Here is a 26,547-nt window from a genome sequence, read left to right on the forward strand (position 1 = left end):
CTCCCCCACCCGGCCTCCCACAGAGTGTATCCTGAATGGGAGGCCGGGTGGGGGAGCGGGCTGGCGCCGCCCTACCAAGCCGCTTGAAAAACCGCCGCTTCGCTGGTAGGGCGCGGGCTTTCCGGCGTGGGAATGATTCTCCCGCCGCCGTATTTCATTGCGCCCGCTGTCCGCCGATTTCCGGCCGGGCGCCGGAAAATTGATTGGAGTTTGACGGGTTTATGCAGATCATCGTTCGCGACAACAATGTCGATCAGGCTCTCCGCGCGCTCAAGAAGAAGCTGCAGCGTGAGGGCGTGTACCGCGAGATGAAGCTGCGTCGTCACTACGAGAAGCCGTCGGAAAAGCGTGCGCGCGAGCGTGCCGCCGCGATCCGTCGCGCCCGCAAGCTGGAGCGCAAGCGCGCCGAGCGTGACGGCGTCCGGTAAGCCGGCCCGGTAGCTTAGACCATGTCGAACAGCGCTGTTCCGCTGCAGCCGGTGCGCAAAGGCACCCTCACGCGTCTCTGGCTGGGCGTCGCCCTGGTCGCCGCAATTGGTGGCGCGGTCGCCTGGGCCGGCACCGGCAAGGTGATCGGCACCAAGGACGGCACCAATGAGCAGTTCCTGACCTGGAACGGCCATGTGAAGGGCGTGCAGACCACGCCGAGCGGCCTCCAGTATCAGGTGCTCAAGCCCGGCGAGGGCGCGAGCCCGACCGACGCCGACGTCGTGCTGATCAACTATGTCGGCACGCTGCGCGACGGCAAGGAGTTCGACAAGGCCGACCGCGCGCCGATGCCCGTGGCGCAGGTCGTCCCCGGTTTCAGCGAGGGGCTGAAGCTGATGCAGAAGGGCGGCAAGTATCGCCTGTGGATCAAGCCTGAGCTGGCTTACGGCAAGGACGTGCCGGCCGGCGGCCCGATCCCGCCCGATTCGCTGCTCGTCTTCGACGTCGACCTGATCGACTTCATCCCTGCGGCCGTGCTCCAGCAGATGCAGCAGCGTCAGATGCAGCAGCAGGGCGGCGCCGTGCCCGAAGGCCCCGGCGCCCGCTGAGGCGCGGGGCTTCGGCCATCAAATCTCCGACAAAGCGACGGCGGAGGCCCCTCAGGCCTTCGCCGTTTTCGGTGCCGGGCGCGATCGACGTGCCGGCGCCTTCTCCGCCGCCGGCGTATCGCCCCTGGGCGTCTTGCCGGCGCTGCGTTCCAGCGCTGTCTTGATCATCGCGAGCAGCGGATCGGCCAGCATCAGCCCGACCAGCCCCAATATGCTGCCCACCAATATCTGCCAGCCGAGCGTCAGCGCCGGGGGCATGTCCACCGTCTTCCGCGCGACGAGCGGGATGACGACATAGCCGTCGAAGGTCTGGACGATGAAATAGGTGGCGATCGCCCAGATGCCGGTATGGACGCCGGCGCTGAACCCGACCGCGACCATCAGCACGCCGCTGACGAACGCGCCGATATTGGGGATGAAGGCGAGGATGCCGGTGATGATGCCGAGCAGCAGCGCCATCGGCACGCCGCCAAGGCTGAGCGCGATCCAGATCAGCACGCCTTCGACCAGCATGCCGAGCAGCCGCCCGGCCAGCAAACGGCGAAGCACGAACGCCATGTCGGCGATCGTGGCGCTGAACGCCGGGCGCACCGCCTGCGGCACCATCCATTCGAGGCCGCGGCCATAGGCGCGCGGCTCCATCGCCACGAACAGGCCGATCGCAAGCACCATCACCGCGCTGCCCACCGCGCCGGCGGCGGTGCCGACCCAGCTCGTCAGCCGCCCGATCGATCCGACGCCCTGCTGCGCGATCGCCGACAGATCGGTGCGGCGCGGCATCAGGCCGTGGCTGCCCAGCCAGTCCATGAAGCGCGTCGCCTGCTGCTGTACGACGTCCGACAGTTGCATCGCCTGCGCGCTGATCTGGACGCCGGCCATCACCACGGTGCCGATGATGAAGGCGGTGACGGCGAGCGTGACGATCAGCAGGCGCCAGCCGCGCCCGATCGGCAGCACTCGGCCGAGCAGGCGGACGCCGCCGTCGAGCATCGAGGCGAGCACCAACCCAGCCATGATGAGCATGATCGGCTGGATCAGCAGCACGACCAGCGCGAAAAAGACGATGACAGAAACCCAGACGAGCGCGCGCTTGAACTCGAAGATCAGCGCGCGATCGCTGGTTTCCACGGGGCCAGCCCCTGTTGGCGGGTGGCTGGCCGGATCGTTCACTTGGCGACGCGCGCCGGATGGAGGCTGGTGCCCGCGCGGCCGGCGCGCAGCGACGTGAACCAGCTGATCGGGTTATACCATTCCGAATCACCGTCGAGCGAGAAGGTGATGAATTCGGCGCGGCCGCCCAGATTCTCCCACGGCACCGGCCCGCCCAGCCCCTGATTGGCCAGCGGCACGCGGCTGTCGGCGCTGCGATCGCGATTGTCGCCCATCATGAAGACATGGTTGGCGGGGACGACGAGCGGCGCGAAATTGTCGGTCGCGCTATTATCCTCGAGATCGATCGTATCGTAGTAGCGACCGTTGGGCAGCGTCTCGCGCACGATCGGCAGGCGGCAATATTGCTTGCCGTCGGGCTGGGTGACGAGGCGGCCCGGAAATTCGATCTCGTTGCACGGCGCGTTGGTGTCGACCGCGATCATCGCGTCGGGGCGGCGTTCGCGCTTCACCGGCACGCCGTTGATGATGAGCGCGCCGTTGCGCATCTCCAGCGTGTCGCCCGGCAGGCCGATGACGCGCTTGATATAATCGGTCTTCTCGCCCGGGGGCGAGACGATGGCGACATCGCCGCGTTCCGGCATGCGGCCGAACAGCCGGCCCTTGATCGGCGGCAGCAGATGGAAGGTCGGCGAGACGAACGACCAGCCATAGGGATATTTGGAAACGACCAGACGATCGCCGACCAGCAGCCCGGGCATCATCGATTCGGACGGGATATAGAAGGGCTTGGCAATGAAGCTGTGGAAGGCGAGCACCGCCAGCAGCAGCCAGAACATACCCTTGGCTTCCGACCACCAGTCGGTCTGCTTCTTCGGCTTCGTCTCCGCGCTTTTCGCGGCGGGGGCGGATGTCGTCGTCTCGATCTTCGTCGAATCGCTCAAGCGATTCACTCCTTGCGCAAGGCCTCGATAATGACGAACGCCTGTGCCCAGGGATGATCGTCGGTCAAGGTCAGATGAATCCGGGCCTCATAGCCCGGTGGGATCAAGGATTCGAGACGTTCTTTCGCGCCGCCGGTCAAGGCGAGCGTCGGCGCGCCCGACGGCGCGTTGACCACTCCGATATCCTTCATGAAGACGCCGCGCTTGAAACCGGTGCCGACCGCCTTGGAAAAGGCCTCCTTGGCGGCGAAGCGCTTGGCGTAGGTGCCGGCGCGCGTGAACGGCCGGCGCGCGGCCTTGGCGCGCTCGACCTCGGTGAACACCCGCTCCTCGAAGCGTGCGCCGAAGCGATCGAGCGAATTCCGGATGCGCTCGATATTGCACAGGTCCGATCCCATGCCGACGATCATCGCGCCTCGCCCATCAGCGCCTTCATGCGCTCGACGCTCGCTTCCAGCCCGATGAAGATCGCCTCGCCGATCAGGAAATGGCCGATATTGAGCTCGGCAAGCTGGGGGATGGCGGCGACGGGCACGACATTGTCGAAGGTCAGGCCGTGCCCGGCGTGGACCTCGATCCCGTTCTTCGCGGCAAGCGCAGCGGCGTCCGCCAGTCTTCGCAGTTCGATGGCCCGATCCTCGCCGTCCAGATGCGCGTAGCGCCCGGTGTGCAGCTCTACCACCGGCGCGCCGAGGCGCAGCGCCGCTTCGATCTGGCGCGCATCGGGTTCGATGAACAGCGACACGCGAATGCCGGCTTCGCGCAGGCGCGCGACGATCGGCGTCAGGTGCGCGAGCTGCCCGGCGGCGTCGAGCCCGCCTTCGGTCGTGCGTTCCTCGCGCCGTTCGGGGACGATGCAGGCGGCGTGCGGCAGGTGCCGGAGCGCGATCGCCAGCATCTCCTCGGTCGCCGCCATCTCGAGGTTGAGCGGCAGATCGATCTCCGCCATCAGCCGGTCGATGTCGCCGTCGGTGATGTGGCGCCGGTCCTCGCGCAGATGCGCCGTGATGCCGTCGGCGCCCGCGTGGGCGGCAAGGATCGCCGCCGCCACCGGATCGGGATGCGCGCCGCCGCGCGCGTTGCGGATCGTCGCGACGTGATCGATGTTGACGCCCAGGCGGATCGTCACCCCGCGCGGCTCCCTGGCTTCACCGCCGGGATCGCCGCCAGCTCGGGTGGCAGCGCATCGGCGGCATAGGTCGGCACTTCGAGGCGGATGAGCGGGAAGAAAGGCACGCCCAGATCGGCGGTCCCGTTCGACCGGTCGACGAGCGAGCCGGCCGCGATCACTTCGCCCCCCGCGCGCCCGATCGCCGCGATCGCCTCGCGCGAGCTGAGCCCGGTGGTGACGACGTCTTCCATCATCAGCACCCTGGCGCCGGGGGTGAGGCGGAAGCCGCGGCGCAACTCGAACACGCCCTCGGGCCGTTCGAGGAACAGCGCGTCCACGCCCAGCGCACGGCCCATCTCATGCCCGATGATGATGCCGCCCATGGCCGGCGAAACGACGACGTCGATCGCCTGGCGCAGGTCGGCGGGCAGCTTCGCGACCAGCGCCTCGGCCAGCTTCGCGCCGCGCGCAGGGTTCATCAGCACGCGCGCGCATTGCAGATAGCGCGGGCTCCTGAGCCCCGACGACAGAATGAAATGCCCCTCGAGCAACGCTTCCGCCGCCCTGAATTCCGCCAATATCTCGTCGTCGGTCATGTTTTCTCATCCACCCTTGGGCCGGCCCGCCCTGATAGGGACCGCACCCTGCCCGCGCAATGGCGGGAAAAATGGGGACAAGCGCTTGAGGCGCTGGAAAGTGCCGCATATAACTCGATTCTCTTAGGAGAAGAGAGGCTGAAGGCCGCGCGCCTTGGGGGGGCGGCCAACCGGGGTATAAAAAGAATATGACGAAGCTCACGTCGCTTCTGCTGGCCATCGGCATGTTTGCCACGCCGATCGCCGCACATGCTCAAACGCCGGCGCCTCCCGCGCCGGTCGTCGCCACGCCGGCGCCCGCGCCTGCGGCGGCCGCACCAACGCCTGCCGAATCACCCGTCGCTGCGGCCGAGAAGGTCGCGGCACCCGCCGCGCTGCTGCCCGTCGCCGGCGAAGGCATGCCGATACCGGGCGCCATCCACCTGCAGGAACAGGTGACGCCCAACGGGCGCCAGGCCGAATGGATCCATGATTCGGTGCTGCTGCCGATCATCACCGTCATCTCGGTGCTGGTCCTCGCGCTGCTGATCTGGGTGATCATCCGCTATCGCCGCGCCGCCAACCCGGTCGCGTCGCGCACCTCGCACAACACGGCGATCGAAGTGATCTGGACGCTGCTGCCCGTGCTGATCCTGCTGTTCATCGCCGTGCCGTCGATCAGCCTGCTCGCCGCGCAGTTCAAGCCGGCGCCCAAGAATGCGCTGACGATCAAGGCGATCGGCAACCAGTGGTACTGGACCTACGAATATCCCGACAATGGCGGGTTCGAGATCGTATCGAACATGCTGAAGGAACCGAAGGACGCGGCGAAGGGCGAGCGCGCCCGCACTGATGCCGACGGCCCCGCGCGCCTTGCGGTCGACAATCGCATCGTCATGCCCGTGGGCGTGCCGATCAAGCTGATCGTCACCTCGAACGACGTGATCCACAGCTGGGCGATCCCGGCCTTCTGGACCAAGATGGACGCGGTCCCCGGCAGGCTCAATGAAGTGAGCTTCACGATCGAGAAGCCGGGCCTCTATTTCGGCCAATGCTCCGAACTGTGCGGCGCGCGCCACGGCTTCATGCCGATCGCCGTCGAGGCGGTCAGCCCTGCGCAGTTCGCGCAGTGGGTCCGCTCGAAGGGCGGCTCGATGCCCGGCGACAAGCCGGCCGGGGCCGCAGCCGCCACGGAGGCCGCGCCCGCCGCCGCCCCCGCCACCAATCAGGCCGCTCCGGCCACCGCTTCGGGTAACTGAGCCATGACCGATATCGCAGCCACGCCCAGCGCGTTCCACGCGCACGACGCGCACCATCATCATGACGCGGATCACAAGCCGGGCTTCTTCGCCCGCTGGTTCATGTCGACCAACCACAAGGATATCGGCACGCTCTACCTGATCTTCGCGATCGTCGCGGGGATCATCGGCGGTGCCATCTCGGGCCTGATGCGCGCCGAGCTGATGCATCCGGGCATCCAGTATCTGCAGACCTGGGCGACGCTCCACAATTCGCTGGTCGGCGGCCCGCCCGCCAGCATGGACGAGGCCTATCATCTGTGGAACGTGTTGATCACCGCGCACGGCCTGATCATGGTCTTCTTCATGGTCATGCCCGCGATGATCGGCGGCTTCGGCAACTGGTTCGTCCCGATCATGATCGGCGCGCCGGACATGGCCTTCCCGCGGATGAACAATATCAGCTTCTGGCTGCTCATCCCGGCCTTCACGCTGCTGCTCGGCTCCAGCTTCTTCCCCGGCGGCACCGGCCTCGGCGCGGGCACGGGGTGGACGGTCTATGCGCCACTTTCCACCAGCGGGTCGGCAGGCCCGGCGGTCGACATGGCGATCCTCTCGCTTCACCTTGCGGGCGTCAGCTCGATCCTCGGCGCGATCAACTTCATCACCACCATATTCAACATGCGCGCGCCGGGCATGACGCTGCACAAGATGCCGCTGTTCGTGTGGTCGGTGCTCGTCACCGCCTTCCTGCTGCTGCTCGCGCTTCCGGTGCTCGCCGCGGCGATCACCATGCTGCTCACCGACCGCAATTTCGGCACGACTTTCTATGATCCGTCGGGCGGCGGCGATCCGGTGCTCTACCAGCACCTCTTCTGGTTCTTCGGCCACCCCGAAGTGTACATCATGATCCTGCCGGGTTTCGGCATCGTCAGCCAGATCGTGTCGACCTTCTCGAAGAAGCCGGTCTTCGGCTATCTCGGCATGGCCTATGCGATGGTCGCGATCGGCGTGGTCGGCTTCGTCGTGTGGGCGCACCACATGTTCACGACGGGCATGAGCGTCGACGTGAAGATGTACTTCACCGCCGCGACGATGGTGATCGCGGTGCCGACGGGCATCAAGATCTTCTCGTGGATCGCGACGATGTGGGGCGGCAGCCTGAGCTTCAAGACCCCGATGGTCTGGGCGCTGGGCTTCATCTTCATGTTCACCGTCGGCGGCGTCACCGGCGTCGTGCTCGCGAACGGCGGCATCGACGACTATATGCACGACACCTATTATGTGGTCGCGCACTTCCACTATGTGCTGTCGCTGGGTGCGGTCTTCTCGCTCTTCGCGGGCTTCTACTACTGGTTCCCGAAGATGTCGGGGAAGATGTACAATGAATTCCTCGGCCAGCTGCACTTCTGGGTGTTCTTCATCGGCGTGAACCTGCTCTTCTTCCCCATGCATTTCCTGGGGCTGCAGGGCATGCCGCGCCGCTATCCCGACTACACGCCGGCCTATGAGCATTGGAACACGGTCGCGACGACCGGCTACATGATCATGGCCGCCGGCATGGGCATCTTCTTCCTCAACCTGATCCTGTCGCTGGCGGCGGGCAAGAAGGCGCCCGCCAATCCCTGGGGTGAAGGTGCGACGACGCTCGAATGGACGCTTTCGAGCCCGCCGCCCTACCACCAGTTCGAAACCCTGCCGAAGATCGACTGATCCGGCACAACGAGAAATCCGCCCCTGGCCACGCGCCCGGGGCGGATTCGAGTTTTTGAATGAGCGTTTCCGCGTTGCCCATCGCCGAACCCGCCCTTCCCGCCGACTGGCGTGATTTCCTTGCGCTGACCAAGCCGCGGGTGATGTCGCTCGTCGTCTTCACGGCGCTGTGCGGGCTGCTGGCGGCACCCGGCCATATCCACCCGACGCTGGGCTTCACCGCGATCCTGTGCATCGCGATCGGCGCCGGGGCGTCGGGCGCGCTCAACCAGTGGGTCGAGGCCGACCGCGACGGGCTGATGCGCCGCACGCGCAACCGCCCGCTGCCCGCCGGCCGCATGGATCGCCAGTCGGCGCTGCATTTCGGCGTCGGCCTGTCCTTCTTCTCGGTGCTGCTGATGGGGCTGGCGACCAACTGGCTCGCCGCCGCGATCCTCGCCGCGTCGATCCTCTTCTACGTCGTCATCTACACGATCTGGCTGAAGCCGCGGACGCCGCAGAATATCGTCATCGGCGGCGCGGCGGGCGCCTTTCCCCCGCTGATCGGCTGGGCGGCGGTGACGGGCGATGTGACGATCCTGCCCGTGCTGCTCTTCGCGCTCATCTTCCTGTGGACGCCGCCGCATTTCTGGGCGCTCGCGCTGTTCGTCCGCTCCGACTACGCCGCCGCCGGCATCCCGATGATGCCCGTGGTCGCGGGCGAACAGGCGACGCGCCGCCAGATCCTGCTCTACAGCTTCATCATGGCGGCGGCGGCGATTCTGCCCTGGCCGCTGGGGGTGACCGGCGCGATCTATGGCTGGGCAGCGACCGCGCTCAGCCTCGTCTTCATCATGCTCTCGGTGCAGGTCTGGCGCTCGCGCGCCGGCGATCCCGCCGAAATGGCCGCCGAGAAGCGACTGTTCAAATATTCGATCGCCTATCTCTTCCTCGTCTTCGCCGCGCTCGTCGCCGACAGGATGATCCTCGCATGACGACGCCCGACCCTCTCGACCCCGACCGGATCCGCGCGCGCCAGCGATCGCGCGCGATCGTGATGGCGCTGATCCTCGGCGCGCTGGTCGTCCTCTTCTACTGCATCGCCATTGCGAAGATGACCGGCCGGTGACCGATCTCGCCGCCCGCAACCGCCGCAGCGCCATTGCCGCCGCCGCGATTGCGCTGGCGATGCTCGGGCTCGGCTATGCCAGCGTTCCGCTCTACCGCATCTTCTGCCAGGTGACGGGCTATCAGGGGACGACGCAGCGCGCCGACGCCGCCGCACTTCCCAGGACGGCGACCACGCGCATCGTCCGCGTCCGTTTCGACAGCAATGTCGCGCCCAACCTGCCCTGGACCTTCCGCCCCGAACGCGCGACCGACGATGTCGAGGTCGGCGCGCGCGACATGGCCTTCTTCGTCGCGAAGAATAATTCGAACCGGCCAATCACCGGCACGGCGGCCTTCAACGTCTCGCCCGATACAGCGGGCAAATATTTCACCAAGATCCAGTGCTTCTGTTTCACCCAGCAGACTCTGCAGCCGGGTGAGGAGGTGCGGATGCCCGTCATCTTCTTCGTCGATCCCAAGATGCTCAAGGATCACGACGCTGACGACATTCAGGAAATCACGCTCAGCTACACTTTCTTCCCGGTGGACCCGGGGAAAAGCGGAAGCTAGAGTTTGAAAAAGGGATTGGAGAGGGGGTCTCGCGAAATGGCCGGTGCCAAGAACCACGATTATCATATTCTCGCACCCAGCCCATGGCCGCTCATGGGGTCGCTTTCGGCGCTGATCCTGGCGTCGGGCGGCATCATGTGGATGCATTCGGCGGCCTATGCGACGCCGGTCTTCTTCCTGGGCCTGCTCGGCGTGCTCGCCACCATGTGGATGTGGTGGGGCGACGTCATCAAGGAAGCGCATGCCGGCGATCATACGCCCGTCGTGTCGCTCCACCTGCGCTACGGGATGATCCTGTTCATCGCGTCGGAAGTGATGTTCTTCGTCGGCTGGTTCTGGGCGTGGTTCGATTTCGCGCTCTTCCCCTCCTCGGCCGAGGCGGTCGGCGGCGTGTGGCCGCCCAAGGGCGTCGAGGTGATCGATCCCTTCAAATTCCCGCTGCTCAACACGCTGATCCTGCTCTGCTCGGGCACGACGGTCACCTGGGCGCATCACGCGCTGATCCACGGCGACCGCGACGGGCTGAAGAAGGGCCTGTGGGCGACGATCCTGCTCGGCCTGCTGTTCAGCAGCATCCAGGCCTATGAATATGTCCACGCCCCCTTCGCCTTCAAAGGGCTGAACTATGGCGCGGCCTTCTTCATGGCGACGGGATTCCACGGCTTCCACGTCATCATCGGCACGATCTTCCTGATCGTCTGCCTTGTCCGCGCCTATCGCGGCGATTTCACCCCGCGCCAGCATTTCGGCTTCGAGGCCGCTGCCTGGTACTGGCATTTCGTCGACGTGGTGTGGCTGTTCCTGTTCATTTCCATCTACGTCTGGGGGGGCTGGGGCGCGCCGGTCCACGCGGGCTGACGACACCCGCCGATCCTGCGCCCGATCTTGTCGGCGCGTCGCTGAAGGGACTTTGCCCCCGGTGCGGCGCGCCGACGCTGTTCCGGGGGCCGGTGAGCTTCGCCGATCGCTGCGCCAATTGCGGGCTGGATTTCGCCAGCTTCAACGTCGGCGACGGGCCGGCGGCCTTCCTGACGATGATCATCGGCGCGCTCGTCGTCATCCTCGCGATCACGCTCGAACTGACGCTGCACCCGCCGCTGTGGGTCCACGCCCTCATCTGGGTGCCGGTGACGCTGGCGCTGGTGCTCGTCTCGTTGCGCGTCGCCAAGGCGGCTTTGCTCTTTGCCGAATATCGCAATCAGGCGCGCGAAGGACGGATCGACCCCAAATGAAGCGCCCGCCGATCCTTGCGACGATCGTCGTGACGCTGGCTGTGGCGGCGATGATCGGCCTCGGCCTGTGGCAACTGCTCGATCGGTTGCCGCAAAAGCAGGCCTATCTCGCCAGCCTCGCCGCCAATCCCGCAAAGCCCGCCACCGCCTTCCCGCGCTTTCCCGACGAGAGCCTGCTGTTCCGCAAGGCGGGCGGCTGGTGCCTCGAACCCGTCGGCTATGCGACCGAAGGCGCCGGGCGCGCGGGATACCGGATCATCGCCGCCTGCCGCACGGGGGCCGAGGGGCCGGGGATGCTCGTCCAGCTCGGCACCACGCCCGATCCCAATTTCAAGCCAAAATGGCCGGGCGGCAAGGTTTCGGGCTATATCGCGCACGCGCCCAGCCACCAGTCGCTGATCGCCTCGCTGCTGCGCCCCGCGCCCAAGCCGCTGATGCTCGTCGCCGATACGCCTGCGGCGGGCCTTGCCGCCAATCCCGGCCCCGATCTGGGATCGATCCCCAATAATCACTTCGCCTATGCGATGCAGTGGTTCCTCTTCGCCGGCGTCGCGATCGTCATCTACGCATTCGCCCTGCGCGCCCGCAGCCGCGCCGGGGTCGACAGCACAGGGGTTGGCAGGGGGCCGACGCAAGGCTAAGCCCGCCGGCCATGCGCTATATCAGCACCAGGGGGGAGGCGCCCGCGCTCGATTTCGAGGCGGTGACGCTCACGGGGCTCGCGGCCGATGGCGGCCTTTACGTGCCCGAAACATGGCCGGGATTCTCGGCGGACGAGATCGCGGCGATGGCCGGGCTGTCCTATGTCGAGACGGCGGTGCGCGTGATGACGCCCTTCGTCGGCGACGCGCTGAGCGAGGATGAGCTGCGCGCGCTGTGCACACAGGCCTATGGCCGCTTCGCGCATCATGCGGTGACGCCGCTGGTCCAGCTCGACCACCGCCACTGGCTGCTCGAGCTGTTCCACGGCCCCACGCTGGCCTTCAAGGATGTCGCGCTCCAGCTCCTCGGGCTGCTGTTCGAGCGTTTCCTGTCGGACCGCGACACGCATCTGACGATCGTCGGCGCGACCAGCGGCGACACCGGATCGGCGGCGATCGACGCGGTCGCCGGCCGCGCCAAGGTCGACATCTTCATGCTCCACCCCGCCGGCCGCGTCTCCGACGTCCAGCGCCGGCAGATGACGACGGTGCTTGCCCCCAACGTCCACAATATCGCGATCGAAGGCAGCTTCGACGATGCGCAGGCGATGGTGAAGGCGATGTTCGCCGATCCCGCCTTTGCCGGCCGCTTCGCGCTTTCGGCGGTCAATTCGATCAACTGGGCACGGCTGATGGCGCAGGTGGTCTATTATTTCTACGCCGCCGTCCGCCTTGGCGCGCCGCGCCGCGCCGTCGCCTTCTCGGTGCCGACGGGCAATTTCGGCGACGTGTTCGCGGGCTATGTCGCGGCGAAGATGGGGCTGCCGATCGCCAGGCTGATCGTCGCGACCAACGTCAACGACATCCTCCACCGCGCGCTTTCGAACGGCGACTATTCGGCAGGCGTCGTCACCCCCACCGCCACGCCGTCGATGGATATCCAGGTCAGTTCCAATTTCGAGCGGCTGCTGTTCGACCTTGGCGGCCGCGACGGCGGCGCGCTGGCGGCGCAGATGCGCGGCTTCGAGGCGACCAGGGCGATGCGCCTGACCAACGGCCAGCTGGCGGGCGCCGCCCAACTCTTCACCAGTGCGCGCATCGACGCCGACGACATGGCGCTGGCCATGCGCTGGGCCAGCGACGGCGCGGGCCAGCTCATCGATCCGCACAGCGCCGTCGGCCTCGCCGCCGCGCGCGCCGCCGATCTCGACCCTGCGATCCCGATCGTCACGCTGGCGACCGCGCACCCGGCCAAGTTCCGCGACGCGGCCGAGCGCGCCACCGGCCAGCGCCCCGTGCTTCCCTCGCGCGTCGGCGATCTGTTCGCGCGCGAGGAGCGCTACGCGACTCTGCCCGCGGACTACACCGCCGTCACCGGCTATATCGCCGAGCGCGCGACACCCAGCGCGGGCTTCGGTCGCTGATGATGCGACTGCCCCTCTCCGTTCGCCCCGAGCGACGTCGAGGGGCGTTGCCGTGCGCGCAGGCGTGTCTCGACTGCGCTCGACACGAACGGGCACCGGCATGAAGCTCCACACGCTGATCGGCGAACCCTGGGCCGATTACGGCCTCGTCGACAGCGGACATGGCCGCAAGCTGGAGCGCTACGGCCGCTATCGCTTCGTGCGGCCCGAGCCGCAGGCGATGTGGGCACCCGCCGGCGACGACTGGCAGGCCGATGCCGAGTTCGTTCCCGGCGCCGACGAGGATGGCGGCGGCCGCTGGCAGTTCGACAAGCCGGTGCCGCGCGAAGGCTGGCCGCTGGCGTGGGACGATGTGCGCTTCCAGGCGAACTGTACCCCCTTCCGCCACCTCGGCTTCTTCCCGGACATGGCGCCGGTGTGGGGCTGGATGCGCGAGCGCGTGGCGGGCATGGACGCGCCCGCCTTCATGAACCTGTTCGGCTATACGGGCGTCGGATCGCTGGCGATGGCGGCGAAGGGCGCGCAGGTCGTCCATGTCGATGCGTCGAAGAAATCGGTCGATGCCGCGCGCCGCAACGCCCAGCTTTCGGGCCTTGCCGACGCGCCGGTGCGCTGGATCGTCGACGACGCCGCCAAGTTCACCGCGCGCGAGGTGCGCCGCGAGCGCCGCTACGACGGCATATTGCTCGACCCGCCCAAATATGGCCGCGGCCCCGAAGGCGAGATCTGGAAGCTCGAGGAGAGCCTGCCGAGCCTGATCGCCGACTGCCGCCGCCTGCTCGACGCCGATTCGCGCTTCCTGTTCCTGACTGTCTATGCCGTCCGCATGTCGGCGCTGGCGATCGGCGAGCTCGTCGCCCAGGCCTTCGCCGACTTGCCCGGCCAGGTCGAGGCCGGCGAACTGGCCGTGCGCGAGGAAGCGCGCGGCCTGCTGCTCCCCACCGCGATCTTCGCACGCTGGTCGCGCTAGGGGCTCCTCAGGCCTTGCTGCCGATGTCACCCGCGCCGTGCCAGCCCACGCCACGAGGCTGAAGATAGACCGGGGAGCTATCAAACGCCCAGCCATTCCAGCCGATAGGGTAATTCGCACGCCGCGAAATCGATCTGCAGGACGCGCCGGCGCCCGGGCCGGCGCACGGCATCCGAGGCATGCAGGATAGGCGTTTTATAGAGCCATATGTCGCCGGCCTCCGCGAGGCATGTATAGCGGCCGCAACGTCCGACCACCTCATCGATGGCATCGACCGCGATACGCCCCAGCCTGTGCGATCCCGGCGCTATCAGCAGCGGCGCGTTGTCGGCCGGAACCGCGTCGATATGGACCCGCAATGTGACCATTTGGGCCAGCACATCGAACGGCGGAGCCACATGCTGCATGCCCGCCTTGATCGTCCATGGCCCGAAGCCCGGAGCATTGAGTCGCTCCTTGACGCAAATCGTCCGATCCTGGTGCCAAGCCAACGACCAGTTGGCATCGGCCGCCTTGTCGAAAAGGATTGCGCGGACAGGCCTTGTTCCGACTCCGAGCGCGGCAGCGGCAATCGCGCCGATCGGCCCCTTGTCGGCAAGCAGCGGATGCAGTGCCTCTATGCCACAAATCCTTATGCCCGCTCGCCCCGCCGGAAGCTGTGCCAGGGCTTGCTCGAGGTGACCGAGCGCACTGAGCGCCGCGCCGGGGAAGAGTCGCGCGCCATCGCGTGCCAGATCCAGCGCGTCAGAGTACGCCTGATTTCCCGTATGGGGATACGATACACCAGCCGTATCCACGCTCTACTCCCGCCCCGCCCTGATCGCCGCCCCGGCCACGAAGGGCGCGGCCGCGAGCGTGAGCAGCGACGCGGCCGCCAGCAGCTTGACCGCGCCGCCGCCGAGAGGATCGAGCATGCCCGCGCCGAAGATCAGGATCGGCACGGCAAGCGGCAGCATCAGCAGCCCGGCGATCGCGCCCGCGCTGCGCAGGCCCCCGGTCAGCGCGGCGACGGCGACGCCAAGCGCCGCCAGCGCCGGGGTGCCGATCGCCAGCCCGGCCTCGACGCGCGCCAGCGCCGCGCCGTCCATGCCCATCAGCGCGCTGGCGGGGAGCGCGGCGAGCATCAGCGGCGGGCCGAAGCTCGTCCAGTGCGCGGCGATCTTCGCCAGCGCGACCAGTTCGTCGGGCACGCCGCGCACGGCCAGCTGATCGAGCATGCCGGCGGCGCGATCGGGCTCGATCAGCCGGTCGACGGGGAGCAGCGCGGCGAGCAGCGCGGCCACCCACAGCACGCCCCCGCCGATCCGCGCGAGCAGCGGCGCATCGGGGCCGACCGCGAAGGGAAAGAGCGTCGCGACGAGCAGGAAGAAGATGAGCGGCAGCATCAGCCCGCCGCCGCGCCATGCCTCGGCGACATCGCGGCGGATGAGCGCGAGCAGGATCATGCGGCCACCCCGACGCCGATCGTCGCGGCGCCCGGTATCGCGATTGCCATATGCGTCGCCGCCATCACCAGCCCACCGCCCGCGCGCTGCGTGGCGACCGCCGCCTCGAGCAGCGCCAGTCCGTCGCCGTCGAGCCCGTTGCCCGGTTCGTCGAGCAGCCAGATCGGCGCGCCCGATGCGATCACGCGGGCCAGCGCCGCGCGCTTGCGTTGTCCGGTCGACAGGATCCTGACCGGCACCGGCGCCAGATGCGCAATGCCCATCGCCGCCATCGCCGCATCCAGCCGCGGCCGCCCCCCATCGATCCCGGCCCAGAAACCCAGCGCGGCCGCCAGCGGCAGGCGCGCATCGAGCGCCAGCGCCTCGTCGGCCAGCGCGACCGCTCCCTGTCGGACGACCTCGCCCCCGGCGGCGCGCAGCAGCCCGGCGGCAAGGCGCAGCAGGCTCGATTTGCCGGCGCCATTGGGGCCGGTCACCAGCGCCGCATCGCCGGGTCCGAGCGCGAAGTTCATCGCGTCGAACAGGATGCGTCCGCCGCGCGCGCAGGCGACGCGATCGAACGCCAGCCGCGCGTCGCTCACCCGGCCGCATCCTCCAGCGCGTGCATGTCATCATCCGACAGGCCGAAATGGTGCCCGACCTCGTGCACCAGCACATGGCCGACCAGCGCTTCGAGGCCGACGCCCGTCTCGATCCATTCGTCGAGCAGCGGGCGGCGATAGAGGAAGATCATGTCGGGCAGCGCGCCGCTTTCCATCGACGATTTCTCGCCAAAGGGCCGGCCGCGATACAGGCCGGCGAGCGCGAAGGGATCGTCGATCCCCATTTCGTCGAGCACCTCGTCCTCGGCGAAATCCTGCACGCGGATCACGACGTCGCTCAGGTGCAGGCGGAATTCGGGGGGCAGCCGGTTGAGCGCGGCGATCGCCAGCGCCTCGATCGCCGCCGCGTCGGGCGCCAGCGTCGCCGGAGATTGACCTTCGATGCTCATCCCCCGACAGTGGCGCAAATGAAGATGGGAAGGAAGGCAGGATGATCGAGGCGTTGAGCGACGAGGATCGGGCGGCGGCGCTCGATCGGCTCGACGATTGGGACTATGACGACGGCCGCGACGCGATCATGCGCAGCTTCGTCTTCGACGATTTCTCCGCCGCCTTCGCCTTCATGACGCGCGTCGCGTTGCTCGCCGAGAAGGCCGATCATCATCCCGAATGGTCGAACGTGTGGAACCGCGTCGACATCCTCCTCACCACGCATGACGCCGGCGGGCTTTCGGCGCGCGACGTGGCGATGGCGCGCGCGATCGAGGCGCTGCTCTAGCATTTTCCCGCCGATCGGCGAAAAATCCCAACTATCGGCGCATATTCATCCAACATTCAGGCAATTGAATCGGATTTTCCGCACTTTTCCGGCCGAAGCGCAAATTGGCACGGTCTCTGCAATCTCCTTGGCATCCCCGCCGGATGGTCTGGCGGACCACTGCAAACCAAGGAGATATGCAATGTTCTCGTTCGATATCGTCAAGCTGCAGAACCTGGCCGTCTCGGCCGCTGCCGCGCTCGTCGTCGCCGCCGTGATGGTTTCGGCTGCCGTTGGTCCGGCGTCGTCGCTCGTCATCTGAGCGACGACCCGATCTCCCACCGACAACCTAGGAGGCAAGTTCAAATGTCTGCTCGCTACGCCCTCGACAAGAGCAACGCCAAGTGGATGGGCGTCTGCTCGGGGATCGCCCGTTCGACCAATGTCGATGTCACGCTGATCCGCGTCGCGCTGGTTCTGCTGACGCTGTTCGCGCTCGGCCCCGTTTCGATCGCCGCTTACCTGATCGTCGGCCTGATCGCGGACGCCGCCTGATCGGCTCTGGACGCGGGACGCAGGAAGGATAAGGTCGCGCTCCTCGCCCCAGGACAGAGGACCGCCCGATGAAGCCCTTCCCCCTCGCAATCGCCGCTGCCGCCCTGCTGGCCACCGCGCCCGCCGGGGCGGCGCTGGCCCCCGGCGCCAAGGCGCCCGATTTTTCGACCCAGGCCGCGCTTGCCGGCAAGCCCTTCGCCTTCAGTCTCGCGCAGGCGCTGAAGAAAGGCCCGGTGGTCCTTTATTTCTTCCCGGCCGCCTTCACCCCCGGCTGCACCGCCGAAGCGCACGACTTCGCCGAAGCCACCGCCGAGTTCGGCAAATATGGCGCGACGGTGATCGGCCTTACCGCCGGCAATATCGAGCGCATCGCCGAATTCTCGTCGGTCGAATGCCGCGACAAGTTCGCGGTCGGCGCCGCCAGCCCCGCCGTCATCAAGGATTATGACGTGGTGCTGCCGCAGAAAGCCAGCCTCACCAACCGCACTTCCTATGTCATCGCGCCGGGCGGCAAGGTGATCTTCGCCTATTCGGCGATGAACCCCGTCGGCCATGTCACCGGCACGATGGATGCGGTGAAGAAGTGGGCCGCCGCGCACAAGAAGGGCTGACGCGCCCCGCCGAAACGCGCTAGGCGATCAAGCGATGACCGATACGGATCGCCTGATCGCCGCCGCGCGCCGCCCCGAGGATGTGGACGCGGCGCTGCGTCCCCGGGCGCTCGACGAATTTGTCGGCCAGGCGGCGGCGCGGGAGAATCTGCGTATCTTCATTTCCGCCGCCCGCGCGCGCGGCGACGCGCTGGACCATGTCCTGTTCTTCGGCCCGCCCGGGCTGGGCAAGACCACGCTGGCGCAGATCATCGCGCGCGAGATGGGCGTCGGCTTTCGCGCGACATCGGGGCCGGTGATCGCCAAGTCGGGCGATCTCGCGGCGCTCCTCACCAATCTCGAGGACGGCGACGTGCTGTTCATCGACGAGATTCACCGCCTCGCCCCCGCAGTCGAGGAAGTGCTCTATCCCGCGATGGAGGATCGCGCGCTCGATCTGATGATCGGCGAAGGTCCGTCGGCGCGATCGGTGCGGATCGATCTGCCGCGCTTCACCCTTGTCGGCGCGACGACGCGGCAGGGTTTGCTCACCAGCCCGTTGCGCGATCGCTTCGGCATTCCCGTGCGGCTCAACTTCTACACGGTCGATGAGCTGCAGCAGGTGGTGGCGCGCGCCGCCGGCCTGCTCGGCCTTGGCATAGCCGAGGATGGCGCGCGCGAGATCGCCCGCCGCGCGCGCGGCACCCCGCGCATCGCCGGCCGCCTGCTGCGCCGCGTCCGCGACTTCGCCGACGTGGCGGGCGCCGCGACGGTCGACGCGAAGATCGCGGACAAGGCGCTCAACCGGCTGGAGGTCGACGCACTCGGCCTCGACGCCATGGACCGCCGCTACCTCCTGATGATCGCCGACATCTACAGGGGCGGGCCGGTGGGCGTGGAGACGCTTGCGGCCGGGCTCAGCGAACCGCGCGACACGATCGAGGAAGTCATCGAGCCCTATCTGATCCAGCTCGGCCTCGTCGCGCGCACTGCGCGTGGCCGCTGCCTCAACGGGCGGGCCTGGACTCATCTCGGCCTGACGCCCCCCGCAGACGGCGGACCGCAGGATTTCTTGCCGTTCGAGGGTTGAGCGGCCTGCCATAATCGTTAATGAAACCGGCCATGGACCAGGCCGACGATCCCCATCCGCCTGCCGGTCGCTTCGTGGGCGCCGAGCATCGTTTTCCGGTGCGCGTCTATTTCGAGGACACCGATCTTTCGGGCGTGGTCTATCACGCCAACTATCTGCGCTACATGGAGCGCGCACGATCGGACATGCTGCGCGTCGCGGGCATCGATCAGCGCGGAACCTTCGACCGGGGTGAAGGCGTTTACGCGGTCGCCGATATAGGCATCCGCTATCTGCGGCCCGCCCGGCTGGACGATGCGCTGGTCGTGGTCAGCCACCTGAAGGAGTTTGGTGCCGCGACCTGCCTCATTCATCAGACAGTCAGGCGGGGTCGTGAAATCCTGACCGAGGCCGATGTCCTCGCGGCCTTCCTCACTCCGTCCGGTCGGCCGAAACGCCAGCCGCCCGAATGGATCGCAATCTTCGAACGGCTCACACAGGAGGGAAACTAGCCCGCGATGGACTTTTTCGTGAACAGCGACGCCGCCACGCTCTCGCCGATCGGCCTGTTCCTGCAGGCGGACTGGGTGGTGAAAGCCGTCATGCTCGGGCTGCTTGGCGCGAGCATCTGGAGCTGGGCGATTATCCTCGGCTTCGGTTCGGGCCTCAGTAAGACCGCGCGCCGTTCCGCGCAGTTCGAGGATGACTTCTGGAAGGCGCCCGACATCGATCGCTTCCACGACGCGCATGGCCGCGTCGACCTGCCCGTGGCGCGCGTGCTCGACGCGGGCGTGCGCGAATGGCGACGTTCGACGGCGGGCAAGAAAGTGGACCGCAGCGGGACGCGCGAACGCCTCCACATCGTGATGGCCAGCGCGATCGGCGCGGAGATCGACAAGCTGTCGGGCCGACTGACCGTGCTCGCGACGATCGGCAGCGTCGCGCCCTTCATCGGCCTGTTCGGCACCGTCTGGGGCATCATGCGCGCCTTCACCGGCATCGCGGCCGAGAAGAATTCGAGCATCGCCGTGGTCGCGCCGGGCATTGCCGAAGCGCTGTTCGCCACCGCGATCGGCCTGTTCGCCGCCATCCCCGCGGTCATCGCCTATAACCGCTTCAGCCATGCGCTCGATCGCCTCGAAGCGCGGCTTGGCCGCTTCGCCGACGGCTTCCACGCGACGCTGTCGCGCGAGCTCGACGCGGAGGCCTGAGCCATGGCGATGAACCTCGGCCGGCGCCGCCATGGAGGCCGTCGCGCGCCGATGGCGGAGATCAACGTCACGCCACTGGTCGACGTGATGCTGGTGCTGCTGATCATCTTCATGGTCACTGCGCCATTGCTGACCGCCGGCGTGGACGTGAAGCTGCCCGAGAGCCGCGCCGGCGCGATCGACCAGGACCAGAAGCCGGTGATGATCTCGCTCGACAGCAAGGGCCAGACCTTCATCGGCGACGATGCCGTCAGCGACGAGGCGCTGCCCGCGCGGCTCGAGCAGATCGCGTCGGGCGCCAAGGACGGACCGCCGCAGATCTTCCTGCGCGCCGATACCGCGCTCGGCTACGGTCAGGTGATGCGGGTTATGGGCGAGCTCAACCGCGCGGGGCTGAACCGCATCGCGCTCGTCAGCAACGCGGTCGAGCAGAAATGATCAGCCGGGCCGAAAAGACCGGGCTTGGCGTCGCCCTTGCCGGGCACGTCATCCTTTTCGGCCTGCTTTCGGTGGGCTTCCTCGCCACGCCCAATCCGCTCAAGCTCAAGAGCGATCCCGTCGAGGTCCAGTTCGTCGACGAGATCGGGCTGAAATCGGCTTTCCCCGAGCCGGCGACCGAGGAGCCTGCGCAAAGCGTCGCGCTCGAGATCGGCAAGCCTGCCGATAGCGCGCCGCCCGAGCCGCAGCCGATCGAGCCGGTTCCCGCGCCGCCCGCGCCCAAGCCCGCGCCAGCACCGAGCCCCGACATCAAGAAGGTTGCGCCGACGCCCGAGAAGCCGGCGCCTGCCAAGCCCGCGCCCAAGCCGGTGCCGACCAAGGCGCCGGTCAAATCCTCGGGCAGCGAAGCCACCGCCAAGCCGGAGCGACCGCGCGGATCGCTGCTTGGCGCGGATTTCCGCAAGGGGCTGGCGGCCTCCGCGCGCGAGCAGGCAAAGGGGCAGACGCCGCAAGCCGCCGTCGTCGGCGCGCAGGCGCTCTCCAGCCTGGGTTCGGCGATCGCCCGCCAGATCCGGCCCTGCTACGATCTCGGCCCGCTCGGCGGCACCTCAGCAATGGATATCGTCGTCAAGCTGCGCCTCCAGCCCGATCGCTCGGGGCTGGTGACGCGCGACCATCTCCAGATCGTCGGCTTTACCGGGGTCAACGGATCGAACAGCATGTATCAGGCACGCATGGCCGAAGTCGCGCGTAACGCCGTGCTCAATCCGCGCTGCTCGCCGCTCAAGTTGCCGGCGGAGCTTTACGAAGGCGGCTGGCAGGATATCGTGATCAACTTCATCCCGCGCCAGCTCAGCTGATGCGGGTTCAGAACGGGAGAGGCCAAAAATGAAACGGGTGATGGCCGCAGCCGCCTGGGGCTTGCTGGGACTGGGATCGCTAGCGCTGGCATCGCCCGCGCTGGCGCAGATCGAGGTCGACGTGACCGGCGGCATATCGTCGCCCATGCCGATCGCCATCCCGCCGATGCCCACCCCCGCTCCGCAGCCGACCGCGGCGGGCGCGACTGATGCGCTTGGCCGGCAGGTCGCCGAAGTGGTGACGGCGGATCTGAAGGGGAGCGGGCTGTTCAAGCCGCTCGATCCCTCGCAACTCAAGCCCGTCGGCTTCGACCAGGTGACCGCGCCCGATTTCCCCTTCTGGGTGCAGACGGGCGCGCAGGCGCTGGTCCAGGGCTTCGTCCGCGCCAATGGCGACGGCACGCTGACCGTCGGCTGCTATCTCTACGACGTCTTCGCCAAGACCGAACTGACGCGGCAGGGCTTCGTCGTCCAGCCGCAATATTGGCGCCGCGCTGCGCATAAATGCGCCGACAGCATCTATACGCGACTGACCGGCGAAGGCCCCTATTTCGACAGTCGCGTCGTCTATGTCTCCGAAAGCGGACCCAAGGACCGGCGCGTCAAGCGACTGGCGATCATGGATCAGGACGGCGCGAACCACCGCTTTCTGACCAACGGGCAGAATATCGTGCTGACCCCGCGCTTCTCGCCCAACGAGCAGACCGTCGTTTATATGAGCTATGCCGGCAACCAGCCGCGCATCTACACCTATGACGTCGGCAGCGGGCGCCAGCGCCTCGTCGTCCAGAGCAACAGCACGACCTTTGCGCCGCGCTTCTCGCCCGACGGGCGCTGGATCATCTTCTCGATGACCGTCAACGGCAACACCGACATCTACCGGGTCGGCGCGACCGGCGGCACGCCCCAGCGGCTCACCACTTCGCCCGGCATCGATACGGGCGGCAGCTATTCGCCCGACGGCAGCCGGATCGTCTTCGAGAGCGATCGCTCGGGCGGGCAGCAGCTTTACGTGATGAATGCCGACGGATCGAACCAGCAGCGCATCAGCTTCGGCAGCGGACGCTATGGCACGCCGGTGTGGAGCCCCAAGGGCGACCTCATCGCCTATACCAAGATCGGCGGCGGCTTCCGCATCGGCGTGATGGCGCCCGATGGTTCGGGCGAAAAGCTGCTCACCAACGCCTGGCAGGACGAAGGCCCGACATGGTCGCCCAACGGGCGGGTGCTGATGTTCTTCCGCACCGCGCAAGGTTCCGGCCGCACCAGCCTCTGGTCGGTCGACCTGACCGGCGTTAACGAACGCCGTATCCCCACCCCCCTCGACGGATCCGATCCTGCGTGGGGACCGTTACTGCCCTGAAACTTTTTATCTATGGGCGCATTACGACCCAGGAGGAGAAGAAACTATGCTGAAAATGACCCCCGCCCGCCTGTTGATCGCCGCCTCGCTGATCGCTGTTGCCGGTTGCGCCAAGAAGCCCCCGAAGGAGCTTCCGCCCGCCCCGCCGACGCAGACCGCACCCGCGCCCGACACCAACACCGCGCCGCCGCCGGGGCCGGTGCAGAGCACGATCGTTCCCGGATCGAAGGAGGATTTCCTCCAGAAGGTCCAGTCCGACACCGTCCATTTCGCGACCGACAGCTCCGACGTCGATGCCGAGAACAAGACGATCCTCGACAGCCAGGCGCGCTGGCTGAACCAGTATGCCAACGTCCGCATCACGATCGAGGGCCATTGCGACGAGCGTGGCACGCGCGAGTACAACCTCGCGCTCGGTGAGCGTCGCGCCAATGCGGCGAAGGACTATCTGGTCGCCGCCGGCGTCTCGCCCTCGCGGATCAACGTGATCAGCTATGGCAAGGAGCGCCCGATCGCGGCGGGTTCGGACGAAGCCGCCTGGGCGCAGAACCGCCGCGCCGTGACGGTTGTCATCGGCTGATTTTGCGGTCATGAGAGTGGCATAGGCCAAAAGGCCAGGTCGCAGACGGGAAGCCGGGACACGCCCGGCCCCATCGCATCTGGAGGGCCTATGTCACTCAAATTCTCTGCCAGATTGGGCACGGCGCTGACCCTGCCTGCGATTCTTCTTCTCGCCGGACCTGCCGTGCGATCGGCGCCCGGCGCGCCTGCCCCCGCTGGTCCCAAGGCGCGCTACGTGATGGATGCGACGACCATGTCGGGCTTGCCCGGCATGGGTGGTGGCATGGGGGGCGGGAAGCCCGACAGCGGCGCTATGATGCGGATGATGATGGGCGGCGGCGGCGCGAACAGCGTGACGCGCACCCTGCTCCTCCGCCTCGGCTCCACGCTTGCGCCGAGCGCGGGCACGCCAGCCGCCGATCACCTGCCCGATCCCGCGCTGCGCATGGGCGACGCGCTGCCGCTCGTCACGCCGGTGCGCACGCCCGGATCGGAATCCGAGACTTTCGAGAGGCCCAAGGGCCGGCTGCTGATCTTCTGGGGATGCGGCGCGCATGTGGGGCCGGGGCAGCCCGTCGTCATCGATTTCGCGAAGGTCGCGGCCGGCCAGATCCCGCCCGGCCTGTTCAGCGCGCGCGCGCCGATCGAGCGCATCGTCACGCTCGCCAATTCGCGCACCTATGGCGAATGGCCCAATGGCCGCACCGCGAAGCAGGTGCCGCCCGGCGCATCGCTGATCGGGCTCCAGCGGGTCGAGGGCAATTACAGCCCGCCGATGAAGTTCTCGACGACGCAGGATTTCATGCCCGGGCTGCGCACGCGATCGGCGGATTCGGCGGACGGCGCGACCGACGTGAACTGGGGCGCGATCGCCGGGGCAACGGGCTATTACGCCAATGTCATCGGCGCGAAGGAGATGCGCGGCGGCGGTGGCGACATCGTCTGGTGGTCATCGTCGGCGACGCGCGAGTTCGGCGGCGGGCTGAACGATTTCCTCAGTCCCGCCACCGTCCGGCGCCTGGTGACCGACAAGGTCGTGATGCCGCCGACGCAGACGAGCTGCACCATCCCTGCCGAGGTCAGGCAGGCGGCCGGCGAATCGATGATCGGCATGCTCAACGCCTTCGGCCCCGAGGAAAGCTTCGCCTTCCCGCCGCGCCCCGCCGATCCCAAGATCGCGTGGCGCCCCGAATGGACCGCGCTTGTCCGCCATCGTTCGACCACGACCTTCTTCTTCGGCGAGATGGCCGCCGCGATGAACGGCATGGGTGACGAAAGCGCCGGGGACGATGAGGATTCTCCGCGCCCCAAGCAGAAGCCCAAGAACAAGGCATGCAAGCCGAGCCTGGGCGGCGCGCTGAGCGGGATGCTGGGCGGCAAGCCCTGCTAGGAGCGATGACGCATCGCCACGCTGCCTGGTGTAGGGAATGGCGGAAAAGCGCGATTCCCGTCACTGGAAGTTGACAAAGTTGAGAGGCTGGAGCGGCATTCTCAACGTGCGAGCGGCGGCGATGTCAAAGAGCGCGGTGGCCTAGTCTAACGGCGCCGCGCCTCTGTAGGACAGCGTTTCGACGATCAGCCCAGCGCCTCGTCCAGCAGGCGGGCGAGGCGCAGGCCGCCTTTCAGCACCTGCTGGCGGACGATCGGGATCTCCGCCTCGATCTGCTGGTTGCTGAGCTTCACCTGTGTCGGCGGCGCAGTGCAGACGTCAGGCGCGACGGGCGCATAGACATGGTCGCGCGCGGCTTCCCAGCTTTCGCGCGACCAGTCGGTGACGCTTCCCGCCGCCAATCGCCTGCGCTCGGCGCGCGAGACGCCCGCGAGCAGGCCGGATACGCCGGCGGGCGGCGTCGTGATCGCGCGTTCGGCCAGATAGCCGTCCCAGATCATGTGCAGATTGATCCGCCCGCTTGCGATGCCGTAGGCGGCGGCGACCTTGTTGCCGCCCAGATCGTGATCGTCGCCGGCGTGGAGCGGCTGGTGCAGATCGCCGACAAAGTGGATGAGGAAGAGCAGCGCTGTAAGACGTTCCACGCGCGACAGGCGGCGGTCCTTAAGCAGCTTCACGTCGCGATCGATCTGCGCCGATACGCAATTGCCGTCGCGGCAGGCGATCGTGAGGTCGAAGGGCTTGCAGACCTCGACATTCTGATAGTGCCAGGCGCTGGTGGCGGCGAAACGCGGCCCCAGCTTCTTGATACAATCGGCCCATGTGCTGGCTTCGCCGATCGTGTCGACCGGGCATTGCGGGGTATCGAGCAGCGCGCCGTCGCGCAGCAGCCCGAAGACCGCGCGCCGCGTTTCGGGCCTTACGTTGGCGAGCGCGATGCGCGCGACGGTGGCGTGCGGATAATCCCACCAGGCGGCGGCAGGCGAAGCGCCGAGCATGGCGCAGAACGCAAGGACAAGCGGCAACAGGCGCACGGGGCAGTCTCTCCGTCTATTCGTCGCCGAAAATGGCGATGCGGCGCGTTCCCCCACCCGACGCCATCGCGCGATACATGCCCGGCGTATTGAAGCGCCAGCCCCCTTCGCCTTCCCTGTCGACGATGATCACGCCGCCGGTGCCGCCCATCGTGCCAAGCTCGCCGATCACGGCGTCGCCGGCCCCGAGCATCGGTTCACCGAGCATCCGCGTGCGCGCGGCGATTTCGTGCGCGACGCCGATACGGATGAAAAACTCGCCCGCGCCCGTGGCGGAGACGGCACCCGCGCGATCATCGGCATAGGTGCCGGCGCCGATCAGCGGCGAATCGCCGATCCGGCCCCAGCGCTTGCCGGTGACGCCTCCGGTCGAGGTGGCGGCGGCGACATGGCCGCCGGCGTCGCGCGCGACCGCGCCGACCGTTCCATATTTCATGTCGATATCGAAGTGATCGCCGCCGCTTGCGCGCATCGCTTCGAGCTGGCGGCGGCGCTCTGGAATCTCGAACCATTCAGGCTCGACCTGATCGAGCCCCTGCTCGCGCGAGAAGGCATCGGCGCCCGCGCCGCAGAGCAGGACATGCGGGCTGGCGGCGAGCACCTGCCGCGCCAGGCTGACCGGATGGCGCGTGCGCGTGACGCCGGCGACGGCGCCGGCCGCGCGATCGCGCCCGTCCATGATCGCGGCGTCGAGTTCGACCGTGCCATCATAAGTCAGCGCCGCACCGCGCCCGGCGTTGAAATGCGGATCGTCCTCGAGCAGGCGGACGGCAGCCTCGACCGCATCCATCGCGCTGCCGCCAGCCGCGAGAATCGCCGCACCAGCATCGATCGCCGCGCCAAGCCCGGCGCGCGCACCGGCCTCCGTCTCAGGATTCAGCGTTTCGCGCGTGATGATCCCGGCGCCGCCGTGGATTAGGATCGTCCAATCATTGCTGCTCATGCGCAGCCCCTTAAAGGAAGTGGGTCCTTCCCGGAACCGCCCGCCGGTTTTGAGGGGCGTTAACGCATCTTGCGGTAGCGTTAACATGGCGTTCCCGCCGGGTTCAGAACGACTCGTCCATAAGCATTTTCAGCG

At 67.5% G+C, this 26,547-nt stretch carries 33 protein-coding genes and 1 pseudogene; 23 read left to right on the top strand and 11 right to left on the bottom strand.

Going from position 1 to position 26,547, the window contains the following annotated elements:
- Window positions 1–221 precede the first annotated feature (221 nt).
- On the top strand, window positions 222–428 hold the full coding sequence (rpsU, locus tag AC3WT0_RS19025) for a 30S ribosomal protein S21 (protein ID WP_010126124.1): 207 nt from the start codon (window positions 222–224) through the stop codon (window positions 426–428).
- A 21-nt stretch (window positions 429–449) separates the two neighbouring features.
- Window positions 450–1,037, top strand: coding sequence for an FKBP-type peptidyl-prolyl cis-trans isomerase (locus AC3WT0_RS19030; RefSeq protein ID WP_492755001.1), 588 nt, complete (start codon window positions 450–452; stop codon window positions 1,035–1,037).
- Between the two features lie 51 nt (window positions 1,038–1,088).
- Here the strand turns inward: AC3WT0_RS19030 and AC3WT0_RS19035 are convergent, their stop codons facing one another.
- The 5 genes from AC3WT0_RS19035 to pyrE are packed head-to-tail and all read right to left on the bottom strand — an operon-like array spanning window position 1,089 to window position 4,798.
- Window positions 1,089–2,165 carry an AI-2E family transporter gene (locus AC3WT0_RS19035; RefSeq protein ID WP_492755002.1) on the bottom strand — a complete coding sequence of 359 codons (1,077 nt, stop codon included), beginning with the start codon at window positions 2,163–2,165 and terminating at the stop codon, window positions 1,089–1,091.
- Between the two features lie 38 nt (window positions 2,166–2,203).
- Window positions 2,204–3,091, bottom strand: coding sequence for a signal peptidase I (gene lepB / locus AC3WT0_RS19040; RefSeq protein WP_492755003.1), 888 nt, complete (start codon window positions 3,089–3,091; stop codon window positions 2,204–2,206).
- A gap of 5 nt (window positions 3,092–3,096) precedes the next feature.
- Window positions 3,097–3,501, bottom strand: coding sequence for a holo-ACP synthase (gene acpS / locus AC3WT0_RS19045; protein ID WP_492755004.1), 405 nt, complete (start codon window positions 3,499–3,501; stop codon window positions 3,097–3,099).
- Entirely contained in the window at window positions 3,498–4,220 is a 723-nt protein-coding gene (locus tag AC3WT0_RS19050) for a pyridoxine 5'-phosphate synthase (protein WP_492755005.1), read from the bottom strand. The genes acpS and AC3WT0_RS19050 overlap by 4 nt, the downstream gene beginning before the upstream one ends.
- Window positions 4,217–4,798: an orotate phosphoribosyltransferase gene (pyrE, locus tag AC3WT0_RS19055; protein ID WP_492755006.1), complete on the bottom strand. Its 582-nt coding sequence runs from the start codon at window positions 4,796–4,798 to the stop codon at window positions 4,217–4,219. Before pyrE ends, AC3WT0_RS19050 begins: the two co-directional genes overlap by 4 nt.
- Before the next feature lie 188 nt (window positions 4,799–4,986).
- Between pyrE and coxB the strand changes: the two genes are divergently transcribed.
- The 10 genes from coxB (at window position 4,987) to AC3WT0_RS19105 (ending at window position 13,654) form a co-directional block, all read left to right on the top strand.
- Window positions 4,987–6,036, top strand: coding sequence for a cytochrome c oxidase subunit II (coxB, locus tag AC3WT0_RS19060; protein WP_492755007.1), 1,050 nt, complete (start codon window positions 4,987–4,989; stop codon window positions 6,034–6,036).
- A 3-nt stretch (window positions 6,037–6,039) separates the two neighbouring features.
- Window positions 6,040–7,728: a cytochrome c oxidase subunit I gene (ctaD, locus tag AC3WT0_RS19065; protein ID WP_492755008.1), complete on the top strand. Its 1,689-nt coding sequence runs from the start codon at window positions 6,040–6,042 to the stop codon at window positions 7,726–7,728.
- Window positions 7,729–7,787: 59 nt separating this feature from the next.
- Window positions 7,788–8,702 (top strand): heme o synthase, encoded by a 915-nt coding sequence (locus AC3WT0_RS19070; protein ID WP_492755009.1) that lies wholly within the window; start codon window positions 7,788–7,790, stop codon window positions 8,700–8,702.
- Window positions 8,699–8,836: a cytochrome c oxidase system small membrane protein gene (locus tag AC3WT0_RS19075; protein ID WP_492755010.1), complete on the top strand. Its 138-nt coding sequence runs from the start codon at window positions 8,699–8,701 to the stop codon at window positions 8,834–8,836. Before AC3WT0_RS19070 ends, AC3WT0_RS19075 begins: the two co-directional genes overlap by 4 nt.
- On the top strand, window positions 8,833–9,387 hold the full coding sequence (locus AC3WT0_RS19080) for a cytochrome c oxidase assembly protein (RefSeq protein ID WP_492755011.1): 555 nt from the start codon (window positions 8,833–8,835) through the stop codon (window positions 9,385–9,387). The genes AC3WT0_RS19075 and AC3WT0_RS19080 overlap by 4 nt, the downstream gene beginning before the upstream one ends.
- A gap of 36 nt (window positions 9,388–9,423) precedes the next feature.
- The gene (locus tag AC3WT0_RS19085; RefSeq protein ID WP_492755012.1) at window positions 9,424–10,245 is read left to right on the top strand and encodes a cytochrome c oxidase subunit 3; all 822 of its coding nucleotides are present in this window, start codon (window positions 9,424–9,426) and stop codon (window positions 10,243–10,245) included.
- Complete coding sequence (locus tag AC3WT0_RS19090) at window positions 10,242–10,619, top strand: DUF983 domain-containing protein (RefSeq protein WP_492755030.1); 378 nt, start codon at window positions 10,242–10,244, stop codon at window positions 10,617–10,619. Before AC3WT0_RS19085 ends, AC3WT0_RS19090 begins: the two co-directional genes overlap by 4 nt.
- Entirely contained in the window at window positions 10,616–11,260 is a 645-nt protein-coding gene (locus AC3WT0_RS19095; protein WP_492755013.1) for an SURF1 family protein, read from the top strand. The genes AC3WT0_RS19090 and AC3WT0_RS19095 overlap by 4 nt, the downstream gene beginning before the upstream one ends.
- 11 nt (window positions 11,261–11,271) lie before the next feature.
- Window positions 11,272–12,684 carry a threonine synthase gene (gene thrC / locus AC3WT0_RS19100; RefSeq protein WP_492755014.1) on the top strand — a complete coding sequence of 471 codons (1,413 nt, stop codon included), beginning with the start codon at window positions 11,272–11,274 and terminating at the stop codon, window positions 12,682–12,684.
- A gap of 100 nt (window positions 12,685–12,784) precedes the next feature.
- Window positions 12,785–13,654 carry a class I SAM-dependent methyltransferase gene (locus AC3WT0_RS19105; protein ID WP_492755031.1) on the top strand — a complete coding sequence of 290 codons (870 nt, stop codon included), beginning with the start codon at window positions 12,785–12,787 and terminating at the stop codon, window positions 13,652–13,654.
- Window positions 13,655–13,734: 80 nt separating this feature from the next.
- On the opposite strand, the gene AC3WT0_RS19110 is transcribed toward AC3WT0_RS19105, so the two are convergent.
- Genes AC3WT0_RS19110 through AC3WT0_RS19125 form a run of 4 tightly spaced genes read right to left on the bottom strand, consistent with a single transcriptional unit; the run spans window position 13,735 to window position 16,090 of the window.
- Window positions 13,735–14,451, bottom strand: coding sequence for a phytanoyl-CoA dioxygenase family protein (locus AC3WT0_RS19110; protein ID WP_492755015.1), 717 nt, complete (start codon window positions 14,449–14,451; stop codon window positions 13,735–13,737).
- A gap of 3 nt (window positions 14,452–14,454) precedes the next feature.
- Complete coding sequence (gene ccmB, locus AC3WT0_RS19115; protein WP_492755016.1) at window positions 14,455–15,099, bottom strand: heme exporter protein CcmB; 645 nt, start codon at window positions 15,097–15,099, stop codon at window positions 14,455–14,457.
- A complete protein-coding gene (gene ccmA / locus AC3WT0_RS19120) occupies window positions 15,096–15,680 on the bottom strand; it encodes a heme ABC exporter ATP-binding protein CcmA (RefSeq protein WP_492755017.1) in 585 nt (194 codons plus the stop codon). The genes ccmB and ccmA overlap by 4 nt, the downstream gene beginning before the upstream one ends.
- Window positions 15,677–16,090, bottom strand: coding sequence for a metallopeptidase family protein (locus tag AC3WT0_RS19125; protein ID WP_492755018.1), 414 nt, complete (start codon window positions 16,088–16,090; stop codon window positions 15,677–15,679). The genes ccmA and AC3WT0_RS19125 overlap by 4 nt, the downstream gene beginning before the upstream one ends.
- 41 nt (window positions 16,091–16,131) lie before the next feature.
- Between AC3WT0_RS19125 and AC3WT0_RS19130 the strand changes: the two genes are divergently transcribed.
- From AC3WT0_RS19130 to AC3WT0_RS19180, 11 genes and pseudogenes are all read left to right on the top strand, one after another.
- On the top strand, window positions 16,132–16,419 hold the full coding sequence (locus AC3WT0_RS19130; protein WP_492755019.1) for a 4a-hydroxytetrahydrobiopterin dehydratase: 288 nt from the start codon (window positions 16,132–16,134) through the stop codon (window positions 16,417–16,419).
- Window positions 16,420–16,764: 345 nt separating this feature from the next.
- On the top strand, window positions 16,765–16,953 hold the full coding sequence (locus AC3WT0_RS19135) for a PspC domain-containing protein (RefSeq protein ID WP_492755020.1): 189 nt from the start codon (window positions 16,765–16,767) through the stop codon (window positions 16,951–16,953).
- Between the two features lie 68 nt (window positions 16,954–17,021).
- On the top strand, window positions 17,022–17,564 hold the full coding sequence (locus AC3WT0_RS19140; RefSeq protein WP_492755021.1) for a peroxiredoxin: 543 nt from the start codon (window positions 17,022–17,024) through the stop codon (window positions 17,562–17,564).
- A gap of 34 nt (window positions 17,565–17,598) precedes the next feature.
- Window positions 17,599–18,633 carry a Holliday junction branch migration DNA helicase RuvB gene (gene ruvB / locus AC3WT0_RS19145; RefSeq protein WP_492755022.1) on the top strand — a complete coding sequence of 345 codons (1,035 nt, stop codon included), beginning with the start codon at window positions 17,599–17,601 and terminating at the stop codon, window positions 18,631–18,633.
- A gap of 32 nt (window positions 18,634–18,665) precedes the next feature.
- On the top strand, window positions 18,666–19,124 hold the full coding sequence (locus AC3WT0_RS19150; protein WP_492755023.1) for a YbgC/FadM family acyl-CoA thioesterase: 459 nt from the start codon (window positions 18,666–18,668) through the stop codon (window positions 19,122–19,124).
- Between the two features lie 6 nt (window positions 19,125–19,130).
- Entirely contained in the window at window positions 19,131–19,823 is a 693-nt protein-coding gene (gene tolQ, locus AC3WT0_RS19155; protein WP_492755024.1) for a protein TolQ, read from the top strand.
- A gap of 3 nt (window positions 19,824–19,826) precedes the next feature.
- On the top strand, window positions 19,827–20,261 hold the full coding sequence (locus AC3WT0_RS19160; RefSeq protein ID WP_492755025.1) for an ExbD/TolR family protein: 435 nt from the start codon (window positions 19,827–19,829) through the stop codon (window positions 20,259–20,261).
- A complete protein-coding gene (locus tag AC3WT0_RS19165; protein ID WP_492755026.1) occupies window positions 20,258–21,121 on the top strand; it encodes a hypothetical protein in 864 nt (287 codons plus the stop codon). The genes AC3WT0_RS19160 and AC3WT0_RS19165 overlap by 4 nt, the downstream gene beginning before the upstream one ends.
- Window positions 21,122–21,230: 109 nt before the next feature.
- Window positions 21,231–22,484 (top strand): annotated as a pseudogene (gene tolB, locus AC3WT0_RS19170) (Tol-Pal system beta propeller repeat protein TolB); the annotation flags it as partial.
- A gap of 46 nt (window positions 22,485–22,530) precedes the next feature.
- On the top strand, window positions 22,531–23,064 hold the full coding sequence (pal, locus tag AC3WT0_RS19175; protein ID WP_492755027.1) for a peptidoglycan-associated lipoprotein Pal: 534 nt from the start codon (window positions 22,531–22,533) through the stop codon (window positions 23,062–23,064).
- A 90-nt stretch (window positions 23,065–23,154) separates the two neighbouring features.
- Window positions 23,155–24,435, top strand: coding sequence for a hypothetical protein (locus tag AC3WT0_RS19180; RefSeq protein WP_492755028.1), 1,281 nt, complete (start codon window positions 23,155–23,157; stop codon window positions 24,433–24,435).
- Window positions 24,436–24,620: 185 nt separating this feature from the next.
- Here AC3WT0_RS19180 and AC3WT0_RS19185 read toward each other — a convergent pair whose 3' ends face one another.
- Together AC3WT0_RS19185 and AC3WT0_RS19190 are read right to left on the bottom strand one after the other, a co-directional pair.
- Entirely contained in the window at window positions 24,621–25,433 is an 813-nt protein-coding gene (locus AC3WT0_RS19185) for a S1/P1 nuclease (RefSeq protein WP_492755032.1), read from the bottom strand.
- Window positions 25,434–25,485: 52 nt separating this feature from the next.
- Window positions 25,486–26,412, bottom strand: a complete 927-nt coding sequence (locus AC3WT0_RS19190) for an isoaspartyl peptidase/L-asparaginase family protein (protein WP_492755029.1) — start codon at window positions 26,410–26,412, stop codon at window positions 25,486–25,488.
- Window positions 26,413–26,547: the final 135 nt, after the last annotated feature.

The organism is Sphingomonas sp. EU05-FHT14C10, from assembly GCF_058790595.1.

What these genes read in the sequence shown, in the direction of transcription:
- rpsU (WP_010126124.1), top strand. Translation starts at nt 222, where the DNA reads ATGCAGATCATCGTTCGCGACAACAATGTCGATCAGGCTCTCCGCGCG.
- AC3WT0_RS19030 (WP_492755001.1), top strand. Translation starts at nt 450, where the DNA reads ATGTCGAACAGCGCTGTTCCGCTGCAGCCGGTGCGCAAAGGCACCCTC.
- acpS (WP_492755004.1), bottom strand. Translation starts at nt 3,501, where the DNA reads ATGATCGTCGGCATGGGATCGGACCTGTGCAATATCGAGCGCATCCGG.
- pyrE (WP_492755006.1), bottom strand. Translation starts at nt 4,798, where the DNA reads ATGACCGACGACGAGATATTGGCGGAATTCAGGGCGGCGGAAGCGTTG.
- coxB (WP_492755007.1), top strand. Translation starts at nt 4,987, where the DNA reads ATGACGAAGCTCACGTCGCTTCTGCTGGCCATCGGCATGTTTGCCACG.
- ctaD (WP_492755008.1), top strand. Translation starts at nt 6,040, where the DNA reads ATGACCGATATCGCAGCCACGCCCAGCGCGTTCCACGCGCACGACGCG.
- AC3WT0_RS19070 (WP_492755009.1), top strand. Translation starts at nt 7,788, where the DNA reads ATGAGCGTTTCCGCGTTGCCCATCGCCGAACCCGCCCTTCCCGCCGAC.
- AC3WT0_RS19075 (WP_492755010.1), top strand. Translation starts at nt 8,699, where the DNA reads ATGACGACGCCCGACCCTCTCGACCCCGACCGGATCCGCGCGCGCCAG.
- AC3WT0_RS19085 (WP_492755012.1), top strand. Translation starts at nt 9,424, where the DNA reads ATGGCCGGTGCCAAGAACCACGATTATCATATTCTCGCACCCAGCCCA.
- AC3WT0_RS19095 (WP_492755013.1), top strand. Translation starts at nt 10,616, where the DNA reads ATGAAGCGCCCGCCGATCCTTGCGACGATCGTCGTGACGCTGGCTGTG.
- thrC (WP_492755014.1), top strand. Translation starts at nt 11,272, where the DNA reads ATGCGCTATATCAGCACCAGGGGGGAGGCGCCCGCGCTCGATTTCGAG.
- AC3WT0_RS19105 (WP_492755031.1), top strand. Translation starts at nt 12,785, where the DNA reads ATGAAGCTCCACACGCTGATCGGCGAACCCTGGGCCGATTACGGCCTC.
- ccmB (WP_492755016.1), bottom strand. Translation starts at nt 15,099, where the DNA reads ATGATCCTGCTCGCGCTCATCCGCCGCGATGTCGCCGAGGCATGGCGC.
- AC3WT0_RS19125 (WP_492755018.1), bottom strand. Translation starts at nt 16,090, where the DNA reads ATGAGCATCGAAGGTCAATCTCCGGCGACGCTGGCGCCCGACGCGGCG.
- AC3WT0_RS19130 (WP_492755019.1), top strand. Translation starts at nt 16,132, where the DNA reads ATGATCGAGGCGTTGAGCGACGAGGATCGGGCGGCGGCGCTCGATCGG.
- AC3WT0_RS19135 (WP_492755020.1), top strand. Translation starts at nt 16,765, where the DNA reads ATGTCTGCTCGCTACGCCCTCGACAAGAGCAACGCCAAGTGGATGGGC.
- AC3WT0_RS19140 (WP_492755021.1), top strand. Translation starts at nt 17,022, where the DNA reads ATGAAGCCCTTCCCCCTCGCAATCGCCGCTGCCGCCCTGCTGGCCACC.
- ruvB (WP_492755022.1), top strand. Translation starts at nt 17,599, where the DNA reads ATGACCGATACGGATCGCCTGATCGCCGCCGCGCGCCGCCCCGAGGAT.
- AC3WT0_RS19150 (WP_492755023.1), top strand. Translation starts at nt 18,666, where the DNA reads ATGGACCAGGCCGACGATCCCCATCCGCCTGCCGGTCGCTTCGTGGGC.
- tolQ (WP_492755024.1), top strand. Translation starts at nt 19,131, where the DNA reads ATGGACTTTTTCGTGAACAGCGACGCCGCCACGCTCTCGCCGATCGGC.
- AC3WT0_RS19160 (WP_492755025.1), top strand. Translation starts at nt 19,827, where the DNA reads ATGGCGATGAACCTCGGCCGGCGCCGCCATGGAGGCCGTCGCGCGCCG.
- AC3WT0_RS19165 (WP_492755026.1), top strand. Translation starts at nt 20,258, where the DNA reads ATGATCAGCCGGGCCGAAAAGACCGGGCTTGGCGTCGCCCTTGCCGGG.
- pal (WP_492755027.1), top strand. Translation starts at nt 22,531, where the DNA reads ATGCTGAAAATGACCCCCGCCCGCCTGTTGATCGCCGCCTCGCTGATC.
- AC3WT0_RS19180 (WP_492755028.1), top strand. Translation starts at nt 23,155, where the DNA reads ATGTCACTCAAATTCTCTGCCAGATTGGGCACGGCGCTGACCCTGCCT.
- AC3WT0_RS19185 (WP_492755032.1), bottom strand. Translation starts at nt 25,433, where the DNA reads ATGCTCGGCGCTTCGCCTGCCGCCGCCTGGTGGGATTATCCGCACGCC.
- AC3WT0_RS19190 (WP_492755029.1), bottom strand. Translation starts at nt 26,412, where the DNA reads ATGAGCAGCAATGATTGGACGATCCTAATCCACGGCGGCGCCGGGATC.